Annotated in this window: 14 protein-coding genes; 5 read left to right on the top strand and 9 right to left on the bottom strand. The window is 67.5% G+C overall.

What is annotated here, in order from left to right:
• Positions 1–72 precede the first annotated feature (72 nt).
• Positions 73–1,125, bottom strand: coding sequence for a metal-dependent hydrolase (locus METUNV2_RS0111090; protein ID WP_018229546.1), 1,053 nt, complete (start codon positions 1,123–1,125; stop codon positions 73–75).
• Positions 1,126–1,258: 133 nt separating this feature from the next.
• Between METUNV2_RS0111090 and METUNV2_RS0111095 the strand changes: the two genes are divergently transcribed.
• The gene (locus METUNV2_RS0111095; RefSeq protein ID WP_018229547.1) at positions 1,259–5,194 is read left to right on the top strand and encodes a DUF3683 domain-containing protein; all 3,936 of its coding nucleotides are present in this window, start codon (positions 1,259–1,261) and stop codon (positions 5,192–5,194) included.
• A 108-nt stretch (positions 5,195–5,302) separates the two neighbouring features.
• Here METUNV2_RS0111095 and METUNV2_RS0111100 read toward each other — a convergent pair whose 3' ends face one another.
• Positions 5,303–5,854, bottom strand: coding sequence for a DUF6647 family protein (locus METUNV2_RS0111100; protein ID WP_018229548.1), 552 nt, complete (start codon positions 5,852–5,854; stop codon positions 5,303–5,305).
• Positions 5,855–6,054: 200 nt separating this feature from the next.
• Between METUNV2_RS0111100 and METUNV2_RS0111105 the strand changes: the two genes are divergently transcribed.
• The 3 genes from METUNV2_RS0111105 to METUNV2_RS0111115 all read left to right on the top strand — a co-directional run bounded on the left by METUNV2_RS0111105 (position 6,055) and on the right by METUNV2_RS0111115 (position 7,454).
• Complete coding sequence (locus METUNV2_RS0111105) at positions 6,055–6,522, top strand: hypothetical protein (protein WP_018229549.1); 468 nt, start codon at positions 6,055–6,057, stop codon at positions 6,520–6,522.
• A gap of 82 nt (positions 6,523–6,604) precedes the next feature.
• A complete protein-coding gene (locus tag METUNV2_RS0111110) occupies positions 6,605–7,051 on the top strand; it encodes a hypothetical protein (protein WP_018229550.1) in 447 nt (148 codons plus the stop codon).
• Positions 7,052–7,055: 4 nt separating this feature from the next.
• A complete protein-coding gene (locus METUNV2_RS0111115; RefSeq protein ID WP_018229551.1) occupies positions 7,056–7,454 on the top strand; it encodes an META domain-containing protein in 399 nt (132 codons plus the stop codon).
• A gap of 12 nt (positions 7,455–7,466) precedes the next feature.
• Here METUNV2_RS0111115 and METUNV2_RS0111120 read toward each other — a convergent pair whose 3' ends face one another.
• The 7 genes from METUNV2_RS0111120 to METUNV2_RS0111150 form a co-directional block, all read right to left on the bottom strand.
• On the bottom strand, positions 7,467–8,144 hold the full coding sequence (locus tag METUNV2_RS0111120) for an HAD-IB family phosphatase (protein WP_018229552.1): 678 nt from the start codon (positions 8,142–8,144) through the stop codon (positions 7,467–7,469).
• Positions 8,141–9,307 (bottom strand): phosphoserine transaminase, encoded by a 1,167-nt coding sequence (locus METUNV2_RS0111125; protein ID WP_026188083.1) that lies wholly within the window; start codon positions 9,305–9,307, stop codon positions 8,141–8,143. Before METUNV2_RS0111125 ends, METUNV2_RS0111120 begins: the two co-directional genes overlap by 4 nt.
• Before the next feature lie 167 nt (positions 9,308–9,474).
• Entirely contained in the window at positions 9,475–10,500 is a 1,026-nt protein-coding gene (locus METUNV2_RS0111130; protein ID WP_018229554.1) for a DUF6352 family protein, read from the bottom strand.
• Positions 10,497–11,315 (bottom strand): formylmethanofuran dehydrogenase subunit C, encoded by an 819-nt coding sequence (locus METUNV2_RS0111135; RefSeq protein ID WP_018229555.1) that lies wholly within the window; start codon positions 11,313–11,315, stop codon positions 10,497–10,499. The genes METUNV2_RS0111130 and METUNV2_RS0111135 overlap by 4 nt, the downstream gene beginning before the upstream one ends.
• A complete protein-coding gene (fhcD, locus tag METUNV2_RS0111140) occupies positions 11,312–12,208 on the bottom strand; it encodes a formylmethanofuran--tetrahydromethanopterin N-formyltransferase (protein WP_018229556.1) in 897 nt (298 codons plus the stop codon). Before fhcD ends, METUNV2_RS0111135 begins: the two co-directional genes overlap by 4 nt.
• Positions 12,209–12,212: 4 nt before the next feature.
• Positions 12,213–13,883, bottom strand: a complete 1,671-nt coding sequence (locus METUNV2_RS0111145; RefSeq protein ID WP_018229557.1) for a formylmethanofuran dehydrogenase subunit A — start codon at positions 13,881–13,883, stop codon at positions 12,213–12,215.
• Complete coding sequence (locus tag METUNV2_RS0111150; RefSeq protein ID WP_018229558.1) at positions 13,880–15,172, bottom strand: hypothetical protein; 1,293 nt, start codon at positions 15,170–15,172, stop codon at positions 13,880–13,882. Before METUNV2_RS0111150 ends, METUNV2_RS0111145 begins: the two co-directional genes overlap by 4 nt.
• Before the next feature lie 274 nt (positions 15,173–15,446).
• On the opposite strand from METUNV2_RS0111150, the gene METUNV2_RS0111155 reads away from it, so the two are divergent.
• Entirely contained in the window at positions 15,447–16,421 is a 975-nt protein-coding gene (locus METUNV2_RS0111155; protein ID WP_018229559.1) for a beta-ribofuranosylaminobenzene 5'-phosphate synthase family protein, read from the top strand.
• Positions 16,422–16,450: the final 29 nt, after the last annotated feature.

Raw genomic sequence — 16,450 nt, forward strand, 5'->3', positions numbered from 1 at the left:
CGTTTTTCTCCGCTATCGACTCGCCCTCCTCACGGACGGCGGGTCTTTTTTCGTCGGTGCGACAGACCCCGCTCAGTCGCTGACCGGCCGCAGCCCGCCTTCGGTGCTCAGCACGCGACGCCAGCCTTCACCCTGCCGGCACAGCCCGTAGCGGAAGGGCACGGCATCCCGCCCGGGCGTTTCGAAACGCAGGTCGCGGAACACCGCGCAGCCGGGTGCGCCCGCAGTGGGCGGTTCGGCCACCGGGAACATCGAGAACCAGCGGAAGAAGGCGAACTCGGGGGCGGTCCATGCCGCCTGACTGAGCGCCCTCGCCTCGCCCTCGTCGAAGCGCGGGCGCACCATCCATTCCGCCTGCGCCACCGGCCGGTAATGCGCGCTGTAGCGGCGGATGAAGCCATCGTCCGCGGTTGCGCTCATCACTTCGCTGCGCCGGGTGTTGATGTGGGCGATGTGAAAGCGCGTGCCGTCATCGACCACGGCCGTCCAGTTGAATGGCGACGCCGGCCGCGGAATGGCGTCTATCGCCACGACGGCAATACCCTGCTGCGTGGCGTAATGCCGCGCCGCGTCGAGTGCCTCCGACCGGCCGACCGCACCGACACCGACCCAGCCCACCGCCGCTGCCAGTGCCAGTGCGGCAGGCAACCGGCTGCGCCGCCAGAGCGCGCTGGCCAGCAGACCGGCGATCAGCAGCCCGGTCAGCGGCAGATCGATGATGAAAGTGGTGCCCCAGCCGAAGCGGCAGTCGGAGAGCGGCGCCAGGATGAGGGTGCCGAACTGCGTGATCAGGTCGCCCAGGATGTGGATGGCGATGCCGCCGCAGGCCAGCGCGTACAGCGCGCGCCAGTCGATCTGCCGCGCGCGCAGCAGCCGCGGCATCATCCAGGCGATCAGCAGCGCCCACAACGGCAGCAGGAGGACCGAATGGGTCAGCCCGCGGTGCCCGCGCAGATAGGCGAGATCGGACACGAAATTCAGCACGAAATCGAAATCCGGGAAGGTGGCGGCAAAGGTGGCGGTGGCCACCGCCTGCCATACCTGGGGCTGAGCCGGGCCGGCCGGCGGCCGGGCCATCAGTCGTCCGAGCAGCGCACCGGACAGCGCGTGAGTCAGGGTATCCAAAACATCCTTTCGGTCAGATCCGGCGGACGCGCACCGCCGATGGAACAGTGAACGACACACTGCGCGCCATTGCTGGCGCAGTGCACAACAAACCGGCGTATACTGCCGCTCCGATTCGCTTCATGGCTTGTTGATGGAATCCGCTACCGCGCTCATCGATTTGCAAGCTTCGCGCGACCCTACCCGACTGCGCGAAATCCCGTACAACTACACCTCGCTGTCCGACCGCGAAATCGTCATGCGGTTGCTGGGCGCCCCAATGTGGGACCTGCTGGTCAGCCTGCGCGACGAACGCATGACCGGCCGCTCGGCCCGCATGCTGTACGAAGTGCTGGGCGACATGTGGGTGGTCCAGCGCAATCCCTATCTCGAGGATGACCTGCTGGACAACCCGAAGCGGCAGGCCGCTCTGGTCGGTGCGCTGCAGCATCGGCTGCGCGAGGTCGACCTGCGCCGCCGTCCGGGCATCGATCCGGTCGCCCGCAAACGCGACCGCAAGGTGGGCGAACTGGTCGAGGCCACGCGTACCGCCATTCTCGATTTCGACGCCCGCTTCGAAGACACCCGTCGCCTGCGCAGCCGCATCCGCCGCGTGCTCGGCCGCCACACCCGCGACGCCAATATCGCGTTTGACGGTCTGGCCCGGGTCGCTCACGTGACCGACGCCACCGACTGGCGGGTCGAGTACCCGATGGTGGTGCTCTATCCGGACACCGAAGACGAGATCGCGCCGCTGGTGCGGGGCTGCATCGAACTCGGCCTCACCATCATCCCGCGCGGCGGTGGCACCGGCTATACCGGTTCCGCGGTGCCGCTGTCGGCGAAATCCGCGGTCATCAACACCGAAAAGCTGATTGACCTCGGACCGGTCGAGCCCATGGTGCTGCCCGGCCTGTCCGAGCCCTACGCCACGATACGCACCGGTGCCGGTGTGGTCACCCGCCGGGTGATGGATGCCGCCGAGCACGCCGGTCTGGTGTTCGCCTGCGACCCGACCTCGGCCGATGCCTCCTGTGTCGGCGGCAACATCGCCACCAATGCCGGCGGCAAGAAGGCGGTGCTGTGGGGCACCGCGCTCGACAATCTGGCCAGCTGGCGCATGGTGGATGCCGATGGCTGGCCGATGGAAATCACGCGGCTGGATCACAACCTCGGCAAGATCCACGACGCGCCGCTGGTGCGCTTCGCCGTCCAGCGCTTCGACGCCGACGGCCGCACGCCGCGCGGCGAAGCCGAAATCCTCGAAGTGCCGGGCGCCACCTTCCGCAAGGTGGGCCTGGGCAAGGACGTGACCGACAAATTCCTCGCCGGCCTGCCCGGCGTGCAGAAGGAAGGCTGCGACGGCCTGATCACCAGCGCGCGCTGGATTCTGCACAAGCTGCCGCCGGTCACCCGCACCGTCTGTCTGGAGTTCTTCGGCCAGGTGCGCGAGGCGGTGCCGGCCATCGTGGATATCAAGGACTACCTCGACGGCCTGCCCAAGACCGGCAGCGCCCGCGTCATGCTGGCCGGTCTCGAGCACCTGGACGAGCGCTATGTGCGCGCGGTCGGCTACGCCACCAAGGCACGCCGCCACGGCCGGCCGAAGATGGTGCTGATCGGCGATATCGTCGGCGATGACGAAACCGCGGTCATGAACGCCGCCTCGGAGGTGGTGCGCCTGTGCAACCAGCGCAGCGCCGAAGGCTTCATCGCGGTGTCGGCCGAAACGCGCAAGACCTTCTGGCTGGACCGCGCACGAACCGCCGCCATCGCCCGCCACACCAACGCGTTCAAGATCAACGAAGACGTGGTCATCCCGCTGCCGCGCATGGGCGACTACTGCGACGGCATCGAGCGCATCAACATCGAACTGTCGATCGCCAGCAAGCTCCGGCTGTGCGACGCGCTGGCGGGCTTCCTGAGCGGTGAACTGCCGCTGCACGCCGGTGACGCCAATGTCGACGCCGATCAGCTGATCGGCGACCGCCGCGCCCAGGCGCTGCAGCAGGTGGCCGCGGTACGCGGCCGCTGGCAGTGGGTGCTGGACAATCTCGACATGCCGCTGGAGCGCGCCGAGCCGCTGCTCATGTCGCTGGGCGTGGACATGGCGCCGCTGGCCAACCGTGCGGCCAGCCCGACGCTGTTCCACCGGCTGCAGGACTATTCGGTACGCGTGTCGTGGAAGCGCGAGCTGAAACCGCTGCTGGACGAGATTTTCGACGGCGCGCTGTTCCGCCCGACCCAGGAGCGCATCGAAACGATACGGAAAGAGGTGCTGCGCGGCCGCGTGTTCGTCGCGCTGCACATGCACGCCGGCGACGGCAATGTGCACACCAACATTCCGGTGAACTCCGACAACTACGGCATGCTGCAGGAAGCCAATGCCGCGGTCGCCCGCATCATGGCGCTGGCGCGTTCGCTGGGTGGCGTCATTTCGGGCGAGCACGGCATCGGCATCACCAAGCTCGAATTCCTGACGCAGGAAGAACTGGCGCCCTTCGTCGACTACAAGCAGCGCATCGACCCGAACGGCCATTTCAACGCCGGCAAGCTGCTGCCCGGCGGCGACCTCAGCCGCGCCTACACGCCCTCCTTCTCGCTGCTGGGCACCGAGTCGCTGATCATGGAAATGAGCGACATCGGCGGCATCGCGCACTCGATCAAGGACTGCCTGCGCTGCGGCAAGTGCAAGCCGGTGTGTTCGACCCATGTGCCACGCGCCAACCTGCTCTATTCGCCGCGCAACAAGATCCTCGCCACCTCGCTGCTGATCGAGGCCTTCCTGTACGAGGAACAGACCCGGCGCGGCGTGTCGCTGCGCCACTTCGACGAATTCGGCGACGTGGCTGACCACTGCACCGTGTGCCACCGCTGCGAGAAGCCCTGTCCGGTGGACATCGACTTCGGCGACGTGTCGATCGCGATGCGCAACGCGCTGCGCAAGCAGGGCAAGCGCAAGTTCAACCCGGGCACCGCCGCGTCGATGGCTTTCCTGAACGCCACCGATCCGGCCACCATCAAGGCGCTGCGCGTGGCCATGATGGGCGTGGGCTACAAGGCGCAGCGGCTGGGCCACAAGGTAGGCAAGGCGCTCGGCCTGGTGGACCGCCAGACCAAGGCGCCGCCGCCCACGCTGGGCAAGCCGCCGGTCAAGGCGCAGGTGATCCACTTCATCAACAAGCCGATGCCCGGCAACCTGCCCAAGCGCACCTCGCGCGCGTTGCTGGATATCGAGGACGCCGCGGTGGTGCCGGTCATCCGCAACCCGCAGCGCACCGCGGACGAACAGGAAGCGGTGTTCTACTTCCCGGGCTGCGGCTCGGAGCGCCTGTTCTCGCAGGTGGGTCTGGCGACCCAGGCCATGCTCTATCACGTGGGCGCCCAGACCGTGCTGCCGCCGGGCTATCTGTGCTGCGGCTATCCGCAGACCGCGGGCGGCAATGCCGAGAAGGGGCAGGAAATCAGCACCTCGAACCGGGTGCTGTTCCACCGTGTCGCCAACACGCTGAACTACCTCGACATCAAGACCGTGATCGTGTCCTGCGGCACCTGCATGGACCAGCTGCAGCAGTACGAATTCGACAAGATCTTCCCCGGCTGCCGGCTGCTCGACATTCACGAATACCTGATGGAAAAGGGCGTGAAGCTGGAGGGCGTTCAGGGCGTGCGCTACATGTACCACGACCCCTGCCACACGCCGATGAAGACGCACGCGCCGCTCAAGGTGGTGAATCAGCTGGTGGCCACCGCCGATGGCAGCAGGATCGCGCTGAACGACCGCTGCTGCGGCGAAAGCGGCACGCTGGCGGTCAGCCGGCCGGACATTTCGACCCAGGTGCGTTTCCGCAAGGAAGAGGAAATGCGCAAGGGGGCGGACGCGCTGCGCGCCGACGGCTTCAAGGGCGACGTGAAGATCCTGACCTCCTGCCCGTCCTGCCTGCAGGGACTGTCGCGCTACGACAATGACAGCAGCACCCAGGCCGACTACATCGTGGTCGAAATGGCGCGTCATCTGCTCGGCGAGGACTGGGCCGCCCGCTACATCGAACAGGCCAACGCCGGCGGCATCGAGCGCGTACTGCTCTGAGGCCCGCCCCGGGCCGGCTCCGTTCCGCGGAGCGCTTTCTGTCTGCCGGCGGCGCACCTGCCGCCGGCGCATACCCGGCAGCGCCACAAGCGCTGCCGGGTCCCCGCTTCAGCGACGCTGCGCGGCTGCCGCGCCGTCACGCAATTCCTGCATGAAATTCTCCAGCACCCTTTCTTCGGACGAAATGCCGGGCGCCAGTTCGAGCTTCATCGCCTCGCCACCCGCCATGCGCTGGTCACGCGCGCACACCATGGTGGCCAGCATGGTGCCGAAGCGCTCGGCCCGGCCTTCCTGCTGCAGATAGCGGTTCTGCACCCGGTAGGCCTCGCGCTCGGAACGCAGCGTGGCATTGCAGTCGTGCTGGTAGAGCGCGCCCTTCTGGCGGGCTTCCAGCACGTGCACGAATTCGTGCACCAGAAAGGAATTGTCGGCCGGGTTGTCCAGATCGAGGTCCGCGCGGATCAGGATCTGTTCGCGGTCGTGGTCGTACAGCGCGACCAGCTTTTCGCACTCTCGTGGCTCGTCCGGACACGCTTCTTCGACCAGCGCAGCCGGTGTCATCAGCCGCAGCGTCGGCAGATCGGCCAGCGGCACTTCGGGATAGCCGGACAGCGCGGACGCGACGCCCAGCAGATAGGACAGCAGAACGGTATCGGCCATGGCGGGGCTCCGGCGCGGATCGATGCGGTTCGGACATCGCACGCGCAAAACCGTTTCCGGTATCTCCGGCACACTGCCGACATGCCCGCAGCCCCCCGGGCTGCCGAACTCGGGCACGTCGCCCGTGTCGGAGGGCGCGTGCGATGCAAGAATGCGCCGGTCGCACCGCCCCTGCAAGCCAACCCGAAACGGAGTCCGCCATGTTTTCGAGTTCGTCCGCACTGCGTCTGAGCGCTGCCGCGCTCTGTGCCCTCACCGCCCTGGCCGCGCACGCGCTGCCGGCCGATCCACGCGCGCCGGCAGGCCGCCCCGGGCAGCCGCCCACGCTGGCCGGCAGCTGGAGCTGGACCGATCCGCAGCAGTGCAGCGAAACCTACGAATACGCCGCCGACGGCAGCGGCCGGGTAAGCAGCGGGCAGGAGCGCGCGGAGATGGCCTACATCTTCGACCCGGTGCCGCTGAAGGACGGTTTCTACCGGCTGGAAGCCACCATCACCCGCGACAATGGCGGTCTGGACTGTGCCGGCTCAGCCAGCGACGACACCCACGAGCGCTACACCGTCTATCTGAAATTCCACCCGGACGGCGACCAGCACATCGTGTGCATGGAAGCGGATTTGAAGCACTGTTTCGGCCCGCTGAAAAGAAGCCGCGGCTCCAGCCTCTGAAGCGGTCACGCATGCTGCAGTGCCGGCGGACGGGCGGCGTCGCGCCGCCTACAATCGAAACAGGCCGTCACCGGAGTACGCCATGACCCCGCCCTCCTCCGCGCATCGAGCGCTGCTGTTCGGCTCACTGTGCCTGATGGCCCTGCCGGCCGCGGCACGGGTCAGTTCCGCCGCGCCGCTGTCCGCGCCGCACATCGAGGGGCTGTGGCGCTGGACCGACGAATCGCAGTGCGTCGAAAGCTACGAGTACCGCAGCGATGGCAGCGGCCGGGTGCTCAGCGGCGACGAAAGCACCGACGTGGACTACGTTTTTTCGCCGGTGCCGGTGGCCGACGATTTCTTCGAACTGAACGTGACCATACGGCGCAATTCAGGCGGCAAGGACTGTCTCGGCCAGAACGGCGACGACGCCGGCGAAACCTACCGGGTGTTCGTCTACTTCAGGCAGGGCGGCGACAGTCATCTGGTGTGCTACCGCCCGGACATGAGCCAGTGCTTCGGCCCGCTGCAGCGCCAGCCGCGCTTCTGAAACGATGATCCGGCTCCCCGTTCCATCCGCCCTGCTCGCCGCGACCCTGCTGACCGCCTGCGCCTACGGCGGGGGCGGTCCGCCGGACGGGCGCTGGCAGATTCATGAAATCGGCGAACTGAAGGTGCCGGCCGACGTCGACGCCCACATCGAATTCCTGCCGGATGGCCGGCTGACCGGACGCGGCGGCTGCAACCGCTACACCGGCAGCTGGGCGCGCGCAGGACACGAAATGCGGCTCGGCCGGATCGCCGCCACCCGCATGGCCTGCATGGGGCCGGGCATGGTGATCGAAGCCCGGCTGTTCGAACTGCTGGACAAGGTGGTGCGCCAGGACAGGCCGGACGACCGGACACTGTATCTGGTGACCGGCGACGGCCGCCGCATCACCGCGACACGCTGACCGGCGCCGGTTTCAGCGCAGCAGCACCTCGACCCGCGCCAGTTCGTCCGGCGTCGCCAGCAGCTTCACCACTTCGCGCAGATCGGCGCGGTCGATGAAATGCGGCGCCCGGCTGGCCACGATTTCACGCCGTACGACGCCGCCGAAGCCGATCACGGTCGCGCCGGCATCACCGGCTTCGAGATCGGTAATGCCGTCGCCCACCATGACCAGCCGGTCGGCGCCTGCGCCCACACGGCGGGCGATTTCTGCCTTGCCGCCAGTGCGCGCGAGCGGCGAGGCGGTGTCAAAGCCGGCGTAGTGGCCGGCCTCGTCGAAACGCAGATCGACCGCATGCACCCGTTCGCCAGGCACGCCGAGGAAGCCGGCGATGGCCAGCACCGCCTGGCGGATGCCGCCGCTCACCACATGCACCTCCCAGCCGAGTGCGGCCAGCGCGGCCACCGCCTGCGAGGCGCCGTCCACCCGGGTGTCGATGTAGAGCTGGCCGATCGCCTCCAGCGTGGCCGCGTCCGGCCGGATGAGGTCAAGCCGCGCGGCATAGGCCTCTTCCAGCCTGAGCCGGCCGTCCATCGCAGCGTTGGTCAGCGGCACCACCTGATCGACCACGCCGGCGCGTTCGGCCAGCACATCGATGCCTTCTATCGTGGACAGCGTGCTGTCGCAGTCGAACAGGATGACCTGCTTCATGCGTCGGCTCCGGCCTTCACCGTGGCATAGCCCCAGTCCAGCCAGAGGGTCAGCGCAACGACGTCCTCGGTATTGACGGTGGCGCCGCACCAGATGCGCAGGCCCGGCGGCGCGTCGCGGTAGGCGGAAATGTCGAACGCGGCGTTCTCGCGTTCGAGCAGCGCGCACAGGCGCTGCACGATGGCCCAGCGCGCGTCCAGCGGCTGCGCCTCGAACCACGGGTCGGTGATCTTCAGACAGACCGAGGTGGGCGAACGCACGTCCGCGCGGTCGGCCAGAAAGTCCACCCAGCCGGTCTTCGCCACCCAGCTTTCGAGGGCGGCAAAGCTGGCCTGGCTGCGCGCGATCAGCGCCGGCAGGCCGCCGATGTCCTGCGCCCAGCGCAGCACGTCGATCTGGTCCTCGACGCAGAGCATCGACGGCGTGTTGATGGTGTTGCCCTCGAACAGGTCTTCGGTGAGCTTGCCCTTGTTCATCAGGCGGAACACCTTGGGGATGGGCCAGGCCGGCGTGTGGCGGTACAGCCGCTCGACCGCACGCGGGCTCAGCACGATCATGCCGTGCGCCGCCTCGCCGCCCAGCACCTTCTGCCAGGACCAGGTGGTCACGTCCAGCTTGTGCCAGGGCAAATCCATCGCGAACGCGGCCGAGGTGGCGTCGCAGATCGACAGGCCGGCGCGGTCGTCGGCAATCCAGTCGCCATCCGGCACGCGCGCGCCGCCCGAGGTGCCGTTCCAGGTGAACACCACGTCGCGGTCCCAGCTCACGGCCGACAGGTCCGGCAGGCTGCCGTAGGGCGCAACCACCAGCCGCGCGTTCGCCAGCTTGAGCACCGGGCCGACGTCGGTCACCCAGTTGGCACCGAAGGCTTCCCAGGCCAGGCAATCGACCTCGCGCTCGCCGAGCAGGGTCCACAGCGCCATTTCGACTGCGCCGGTATCCGAACCGGGCACGATGGCGATACGGTAGTCGTCCGGAATGCCCAGCACCTCACGGCTGCGGACGATCACCTCCTTCAGCTTGGCCAGGCCTTCCTTCGCACGGTGGGAACGGCCGATGAAGGCGTCTTTCAGCACGTCCAATGTCCAGCCCGGGCGCTTCACGCAGGGGCCGGAAGAGAAATACGGGCGGGCCGGACGGATTTCAGGCTTGGCGACGGTCATGGCGCTTTCGGGTCGGGCAGGGAAAGCGGCCGAGTATAGCCGCGGCGGCATTGCAGCGCAGCACGGCGGCGGCATCTGTGCCGCCCGGTCCGGCCCATCAGTGACCGGAACGACGGCCCGGGCAGGATCATGCGTAACACCGCCCTGGCCAGCAGTGAGTCAAGGCTTCAGTTCGTTGCGGCCAGCGGAAGGTTGAGCAGCAGATTCTGCGGCTTCATCTGCACCAGCCCGGCGTCGTCCATGGCCAGGGCCATCCACACCGGCCGTGCTTCGCCATCGCGGCGCAGTTCGGCGCGCAGATCCAGCGGATCGACGAAATCGAGACGGAACAGCGCAACGATGCGTGCGGTCCGGTCCGGCGCCAGTTCGCCACCCTCGTACAGGGTATTGAGCAGGTCCATCGCCTCGCGGTCCAGCCCGATATGCCAGGCCCAGCGCTCGTCCTGAATGTCTTTCTGCGGCGCAATGCGTACCGCACAGCCGTAGAAGTGGGCGATGAAGCGTTCCATCACGCGGCACAGCGCATCGAGGCCGGGCTGGCCGACATTGAGCGGCAGCACGGCGCGGCGCCCCACACGTTCGTACAGTTCGGCCGCGTTGGCCGGGTCGAGCACGTCGAGGTCGGCCCGGCGCGGCGCGCCCCCCGCCTGCAGGATGAGGCGACCGATGTTGCCGAAGCCACCAGTTTCAGCGTAGTCGCCCAGCAGCTCTGCGTCCGCCATCAGCACCCGGCCACCTTGTGGCGTGGCACGCTGGCTGCGGAAGAACAGCTCTGCGGCACGCCACATCAGCGGGTCGTCGCAGTCGTGCAGCAGGCCGTGCAGGATGAGCTCGGTCAGCTGCGGCACGAACACCGGCGCGATGCCTGACAGCCCGTCCAGGAACAGTTCCAGCCAGGCGGATTCGATGTCCGGCTGGGCCAGCACACGGTTGCGGAAAGCGACGAAGGCGAACCAGTTGTCGCGCGCATCCGGATCGCGGATGGCCGCGATCTCGCCGTGTTCGACCACCCGCGCCGGCGAGTGATCGAGCGCGGCCACCAGCGCGCGCTCGGCCGGGCAGCTGTCATCGACCAGCGCCAGTTCGGGCCGCGCCAGCCAGGCGCGCAGCAGTTCATCGGTGACCAGCAGCCGCCCCGCCGCGGTGCGGCGCACCAGCGCATAGGACGACTGCGGCCACCAGCGGTATGTCATCCGCCGCGCACGAGCAGTTCGCCGCGTCCGGTCACGCCCATGTCGCCCATGTAGCGACGGACGGTGCAGGCGCTGGCGTCGAGCGCGCCGAACGGACCGGGCAGGCCCTTCCAGCTCGCATACAGCAGGCTCAGGAAACCCAGGCGATGGCTGCCGCAATCGACGATGCCCGGCAGCATCTGCGCCGGCAGCGCGTTCAGGATGAGGGTGCCGCGCTTCATCAGATAGCCCGGATAGGCGCCCACCTTGCCGGCCACCGCGATGGTGCCGGCAATCATGCGGGCACCGCAGTAGTCGCCGGCATTGCCGCTGACCAGGATCTGACCGCGGCGCATGCGGTCGCCCAGACGCTCGCCTGCATTGCCGCCGACCAGCAGCAGACCGCCAGCCATGCCTTTCATTTCGCCCGGAATCGCGGCGCCGGCGAAATCGGCCACGTCGCCGGTCACCTCGATGCGGCCGCGCTTCATGCCGGTGCCGCAGAAGGCGCCGGCACTGCCTTTGACCACGATGTCGCCGCCGAGCAGGCCCTGGCCGACATAGGCGCCGGCATCCCCCTCGATCGTCACCCGGCCGGACTTCATGCCGGCACCGATGCGCTCGAGCTTCGAACAGTCGCCACGGAACACCACATCGCTGCTGTCGTCGCCCGACAGCTCGAACAGGTCGTCCACCCGCACCGTGCGCTTGCCGACCGACAGCGTCAGCGCCGCGATGTCGGCCAGCGACAGACCGGCGAGCGCGGTCGGATTCAGGCTGCCCACGTCCACGCGCTGGGCCGGTGCATTGCGCAGTGCAAGAACCAGAGCACTCATTTCAGAATCTCCCGCAGGTGGTACTGGAACTGGCCGAGCTTGCCGCCATAGTTGCCGGCGGACAGGCGGCGGATGCCGCCGGCCGCGCCGATCTTGCACACCTCGCGCATGCCCACTTCCATCGCCTTCTTGACCGATGCGTCGGTCAGACCGTCGATCACGATTTCCAGCACCGCGCCGATGCGCTCGTCCAGTTCCGATTTCGTCGCGCCGCGCAGCGTCGGGCAGAAAGCATCGTTGGTCGAGGCGGACAGCGCCTTGTACTTGGAACCCACCTTGGAACCGGAGCGCACCACGCCGCCCGGAAAGGGCATGACGACGTCGGTCAGCTTGCGCATTTCACGGATGGCCGCCTCGCAGGCTTCCAGCGCCTGTACCTGAGTGTCGGCCAGCACCAGGAAGTTGCCGCCGCCCACCGACTTCACCATGCGCGCGGTGTCCTGCACCAGGAATTCACCGTCCATGACCGGCACCCGCCAGTAGCGCTTGCCGGCGATCTGCTTCGAGGTCTGGAAGCCGTCGCCGAAGAAGCGCAGCGTCTTGCCCAGCGGCACCGGGTCACCTTCTTCCAGGCCGGCGAAGATGGCGCTGGTCGGGCTGGTGAGCACGCACTGGCCCACCCGCCGCTCGATCTGCTTGATCAGTTCCTTGCTCGATACCGCGAACAGCAGCACCGACACGCCCGGACGACCGTCCGGCGTTTCGGCCGGCGACAGCAGGCGCTCGATGCCCGCCTCGGCGCCGCAGGCGATGACCGAGGTCGCGAAACCGGTCATCGCATTGGCCGAATTGAGCGCCCAGGTTTCGTTGTAGGCGGTGATGATGAGGCGTATGCCCCGCATGCCGAACGCTTCGGCGAAGGTATCGTCGATCGATACACCGTTGATGATCATGGGCTCAGCTCCGCTTGCCGCAGGCGTGGGGAATCAGCTTCGAACCGCCACCGCATTCGCACAGTTCGTCGTCGCTGATCTTGAAGTTGTTCATGCGCACCGAATGGAAACGGCGGAAGTAGGGTTCGATCTTCTTCTCGATGCCGCGATCGAACTCCGGCTTCACCACGTGGGTGTTGCCGCGCACCACCTTCACCACCTTGCCGTCGCGCACCACCAGTTCGCCGTCCTTGAACACCAGGTCCGGCTTCTCGAACATGCGCTCGCGGTCGGCGTTCTCGGTGTAGACCACGATGTCTGCGGCCGCCCCGGGCGCCAGATGGCCGCGGTCGGTCAGGCCCAGGATGCGGGCCGGCGCGGCGCGGGTCATGATGGCGATCTCGTACAGCGAGTACTCGCGCTCCAGCGCGGCCAGATTGCTCATCGCCTTCGCGTCCGGATTGATGGTGTCCAGCATCGCGTTGCGGAAGCTGCGGTCGGTCAGCAGCTTGATCAGGTGCGGATAGGTCGTGAACGGCGCGCCGTTCGGGTGATCGGTGGTCAGGAAGATGCGCCACGGATCATCGACCATCAGGAAGATTTCCAGGCCGATCGCCCACTGCAGCGCATTGACGAAATTCTGGTCCTTGTACTTGAAGGGCACCACGCCGCAGCCGGCTTCCATTTCGATGTCCATCACCGCCGACTTCTTCGGCGACGCGAACGCGGCGTTGCGGTACTGCGACATATTGTCGCCGGAGGCGGTCACGGTCTGGCCGAACAGCACCTGGCCGACGTCGGCACTGACGTTCTTGTGCCGGTTGATCGCCTCGGCGATGCGGGCAGCACCCGACGAGAACTTGCGGTCACCCTCGGTTCCGTAACTGTGGAACTGGATGTGGGTCATGTGGATGGGCCGGCCTTCCGCCGCTTCCATCGTCGCCAGCGTAGTGTCCACGTTGCCGGCCACGCCCAGATTGCTCGCATGCACGTGCAGCGGATGCGGCACGCCCAGCTCATGCACCGCGCGGGTGAGCGTCTGGATGATGCGGCGCGGCGTCACGCCGTAGTAGGCGTTCTGTTCGTCCAGATCGAGCTTGCGCTGGTTGAACTTGAAGGCCGAAATGCCGCCCGGGTTCACCACCTTGATGCCCAGGGTCTGCGTCGAGTGCAGGATCCAGGCGACGTAATCGTTGATGCTCTTCTGGTCTTCGTTGGCCACCAGCATGCGCAGCAGGAAATCGTCGCTGCCCAGCATGGCGTAGCCGCCGGTATCGATGATGGGCGTATCGCCCATTTCCATGTGCGCCTGACGGGCGTTCATCGGAATGATGGCCGGCTCGAAGCAGGAGGTGTAGCCCATTTCGGCATAGCGGTAGCCGGCAGCCAGCGTGCCCGGGGCGCAGTAGCCACAGCTCGAACGGGTGATTTCGGTGCGCGCCACCGGGTCGCCGCGATGGTCTTCCGGCAGCATTTCGCGGGCGATGTTCACCTTGCCGCCGCCGATGTGGGTGTGCATGTCGATCGCGCCCGACATGACCACCCGGCCCGACACGTTGTACTCGGCGCTCACCTTGTCGCCGTCGGCCAGCGCGGCGACGATGCGGCCATCCTTCACGTAGATGTCGCGCACCTGGTCGTTGATGCCGTTCGCCGGGTCGATCACCCGGCCTCCTGTCAGCTTGATGACGCTCACGCGCTCACCTCCTTCAGTTGTGCGGTGATGGCGGCCGCCACCTTCGCAGCGGACGGCAGGCGGGTCGCGCGCAGCGCGCGCAGCGGCAATGCCGCACCCTTGTCGCCGCGGAAGAAGTGCCCGACGTGATGCACGCCCGGCGTCGACACCGGGATGAACACCTCAGGCTCGTGCTCCAGCTTCAGCGTGGGCGGCGCGATCACCACCTTCGCCTCCGGCGGCGGCGGCGTCTTGTCGTTCAGCGCGCTGATCCACACCACGGTATCGGTTTCGCCCTGCTCGACCAGACGGGCGGTGCCGTTGTGTACCGGGTCGTACAGCGGAATGCCGCTGGCAAAGCTGGTGCGCATCGGGTAGCCGGTCTGCCAGGCATGCACCATGGAGGCGTTCAGTTCGCCGTCGGCACCACCCAGACCCAGGCCGTTCGAGCGGGTGCTCACGTTCAGCGTGCGTACCGCGCTCATGATGGCGTTGATGTTCAGATCCACCTGGGACGGCTCGAAATCGCCCGCAATCCACACCAGTACCGAATACTTCGCCGCGCGCAGCGCATCCGCCAGCGCCTGCCAGCGAGCAAGCTCGATGCCCAGCGGCGCGGCCTCGCTCACCGGCTGCTTCGCGAGCAGCGCGTTCAGCGTGGACAGCGCTTCCGGCATGCGGGCGCGGTCGAAGTCGAACACCTCGGGCGCGCGACCGTCCGGCGACTGCCCGGCGGCGGTGTTCAGCCCGCCACCCAGATAGACGATGCGGCGCGCTGCCGGCGCAGGCTCGAACATCGCCTCGTCGTTCCACACATAACGCTCGAAGAAGCGCGAGGCCTTGCTCACGACATCGGTGCCCACCAGCACGATCAGGTCGGCGCGGTTCTTCACCTCGGCCAGCGTGGTGGTCACATAGCCCACATCCTGCACCACCCGGGTCGAACGCCAGCCGATCTCGGAATACAGATGGTCGACCACGCCGCCCGCGGCGTCGGCCAGTTCCATCACTTCACGCATACCGCTCACGTCCAGCGCCATGCCGGCAAACACCGGCTGCGCCGACGCCTTCACGCGGCGGGCCACCTCTGCGCAGGCCACTTCGAGGCTGGCCGGCTGGCCGCCAACGCGCGCGCTGGCGCCGTCGTGCGACACGCCCAGACGCGCGAAGCCGGCCTGCGCCTTCGCACAGCCACCGCCCACCACCGCGAGCGCTTCGCCGGCGGTGTCTACGCTCAGATCGTCACAGGCCAGTCCGCAGAAGGGACAGGCCACCTCGGTGACGACGGTCGAACTCGCTTCATTCGTCATGAGTCATCCGTTTCATCAGGTTAAATCGAACCCGCAGTCTGTAACGATACAACAAGCCCGAAACCCAGGTAGGACGCGCCTGAGCGCGCCGCACCGCAGCATCCGGAGCGCACGATCCATCCTGGTCAACCTGTTTCACATGCGTAGCAGCGCGATCCATAAACGACCGGCGCCGGCGGCCGCTGCAGCCGCCGACACGGCAGCCGCACGGCGCTTGCCTGACCGGCGCCCGAATTTGGGATAATCCGCCCCTCTTCACATGACCCACCACCGGATGAACGCACCGCACGCGACCGCCACCGCCCTGCAAGTCCGGGCCCCCGCGCGCCTGCACATGGGTTTCGTGGATCTCGACGGCAGCCTGGGCCGCCGTTTCGGCAGTGTGGGGCTGACGCTTAACGGGCTGTTCACGACGATCCGGGTCGGCCCGTCGGACAGCCTTGAAGTCAGCGGACCGGACGCCGAACGCGCCCGCCGTTACGCCACTGCGGTCAGCGAACGCTTCCAGCTGCCGCCGGCACGCATCGACATTACCGGTGCCATTCCTTCGCATTCCGGCCTGGGCTCCGGCACGCAACTTGCTCTTGCGGTGGGCGTGGCGCTGGCCCGTTTCCATGGCGTGACAGTCCGCTCCCGGGATGTGGCTCACCTGCTCGATCGCGGCGCACGTGGGAGCATCGGTATCGGCAGCTTTGACGGCGGCGGCTTCATCGTCGATGGTGGTCGGGGAGCGCTGGATGCGCCGCCGCCCATCGTGTCGCAGATGCCGTTTCCGGACGACTGGCGCCTGGTGCTGATTTTCGACCATGCGACACACGGCCTGCACGGCGCGGCGGAAAAGGAGGCCTTCCGGGTGCTGCCGCCCTACCGGCCCGGTCTGGCCGACCGGCTGAGCCGACTGGTGCTGATGCGGGCACTGCCGGCACTGGCCGAGCGCGACATCGAACTGTTCGGTGCCGCGATCAACGAACTGCAGCACTGCGTGGGCGACTATTTCGCGCCGGCGCAGGGCGGCCGCTACACCAGCCGCCTGGTAAGCGAAGTCGCAGAATTCATGGCCGCGCAGGGTGCCGCCTGCATCGGTCAGAGCTCATGGGGACCGACCGGTTTCGCGCTGGCCGCCTCGGAGCAGGAAGCACAGGCCCTCGTGGCTTCGGTACGCGCCCGGTACGGGCAGGCCGAAGGGCTGGAACTGATGGTGTGTGCTGCGCGCAATGAAGGCGCGCAGTGGAGCGAACTGCCGGGCTGAAGCCTCAGGTGCAGGCCGGGAACAAGGAA

Origin of the sequence: Methyloversatilis universalis EHg5, from assembly GCF_000378945.1 — a bacterium.
GTDB classification, from domain to species: domain Bacteria; phylum Pseudomonadota; class Gammaproteobacteria; order Burkholderiales; family Rhodocyclaceae; genus Methyloversatilis; species Methyloversatilis universalis_A.

Excerpts from the sequence above, each read along its gene's own strand:
- METUNV2_RS0111095 (WP_018229547.1), top strand. The coding sequence starts at position 1,259 with ATGGAATCCGCTACCGCGCTCATCGATTTGCAAGCTTCGCGCGACCCT.
- METUNV2_RS0111100 (WP_018229548.1), bottom strand. The coding sequence starts at position 5,854 with ATGGCCGATACCGTTCTGCTGTCCTATCTGCTGGGCGTCGCGTCCGCG.
- METUNV2_RS0111105 (WP_018229549.1), top strand. The coding sequence starts at position 6,055 with ATGTTTTCGAGTTCGTCCGCACTGCGTCTGAGCGCTGCCGCGCTCTGT.
- METUNV2_RS0111110 (WP_018229550.1), top strand. The coding sequence starts at position 6,605 with ATGACCCCGCCCTCCTCCGCGCATCGAGCGCTGCTGTTCGGCTCACTG.
- METUNV2_RS0111115 (WP_018229551.1), top strand. The coding sequence starts at position 7,056 with ATGATCCGGCTCCCCGTTCCATCCGCCCTGCTCGCCGCGACCCTGCTG.
- METUNV2_RS0111120 (WP_018229552.1), bottom strand. The coding sequence starts at position 8,144 with ATGAAGCAGGTCATCCTGTTCGACTGCGACAGCACGCTGTCCACGATA.
- METUNV2_RS0111125 (WP_026188083.1), bottom strand. The coding sequence starts at position 9,307 with ATGACCGTCGCCAAGCCTGAAATCCGTCCGGCCCGCCCGTATTTCTCT.
- METUNV2_RS0111130 (WP_018229554.1), bottom strand. The coding sequence starts at position 10,500 with ATGACATACCGCTGGTGGCCGCAGTCGTCCTATGCGCTGGTGCGCCGC.
- METUNV2_RS0111135 (WP_018229555.1), bottom strand. The coding sequence starts at position 11,315 with ATGAGTGCTCTGGTTCTTGCACTGCGCAATGCACCGGCCCAGCGCGTG.
- fhcD (WP_018229556.1), bottom strand. The coding sequence starts at position 12,208 with ATGATCATCAACGGTGTATCGATCGACGATACCTTCGCCGAAGCGTTC.
- METUNV2_RS0111150 (WP_018229558.1), bottom strand. The coding sequence starts at position 15,172 with ATGACGAATGAAGCGAGTTCGACCGTCGTCACCGAGGTGGCCTGTCCC.
- METUNV2_RS0111155 (WP_018229559.1), top strand. The coding sequence starts at position 15,447 with ATGAACGCACCGCACGCGACCGCCACCGCCCTGCAAGTCCGGGCCCCC.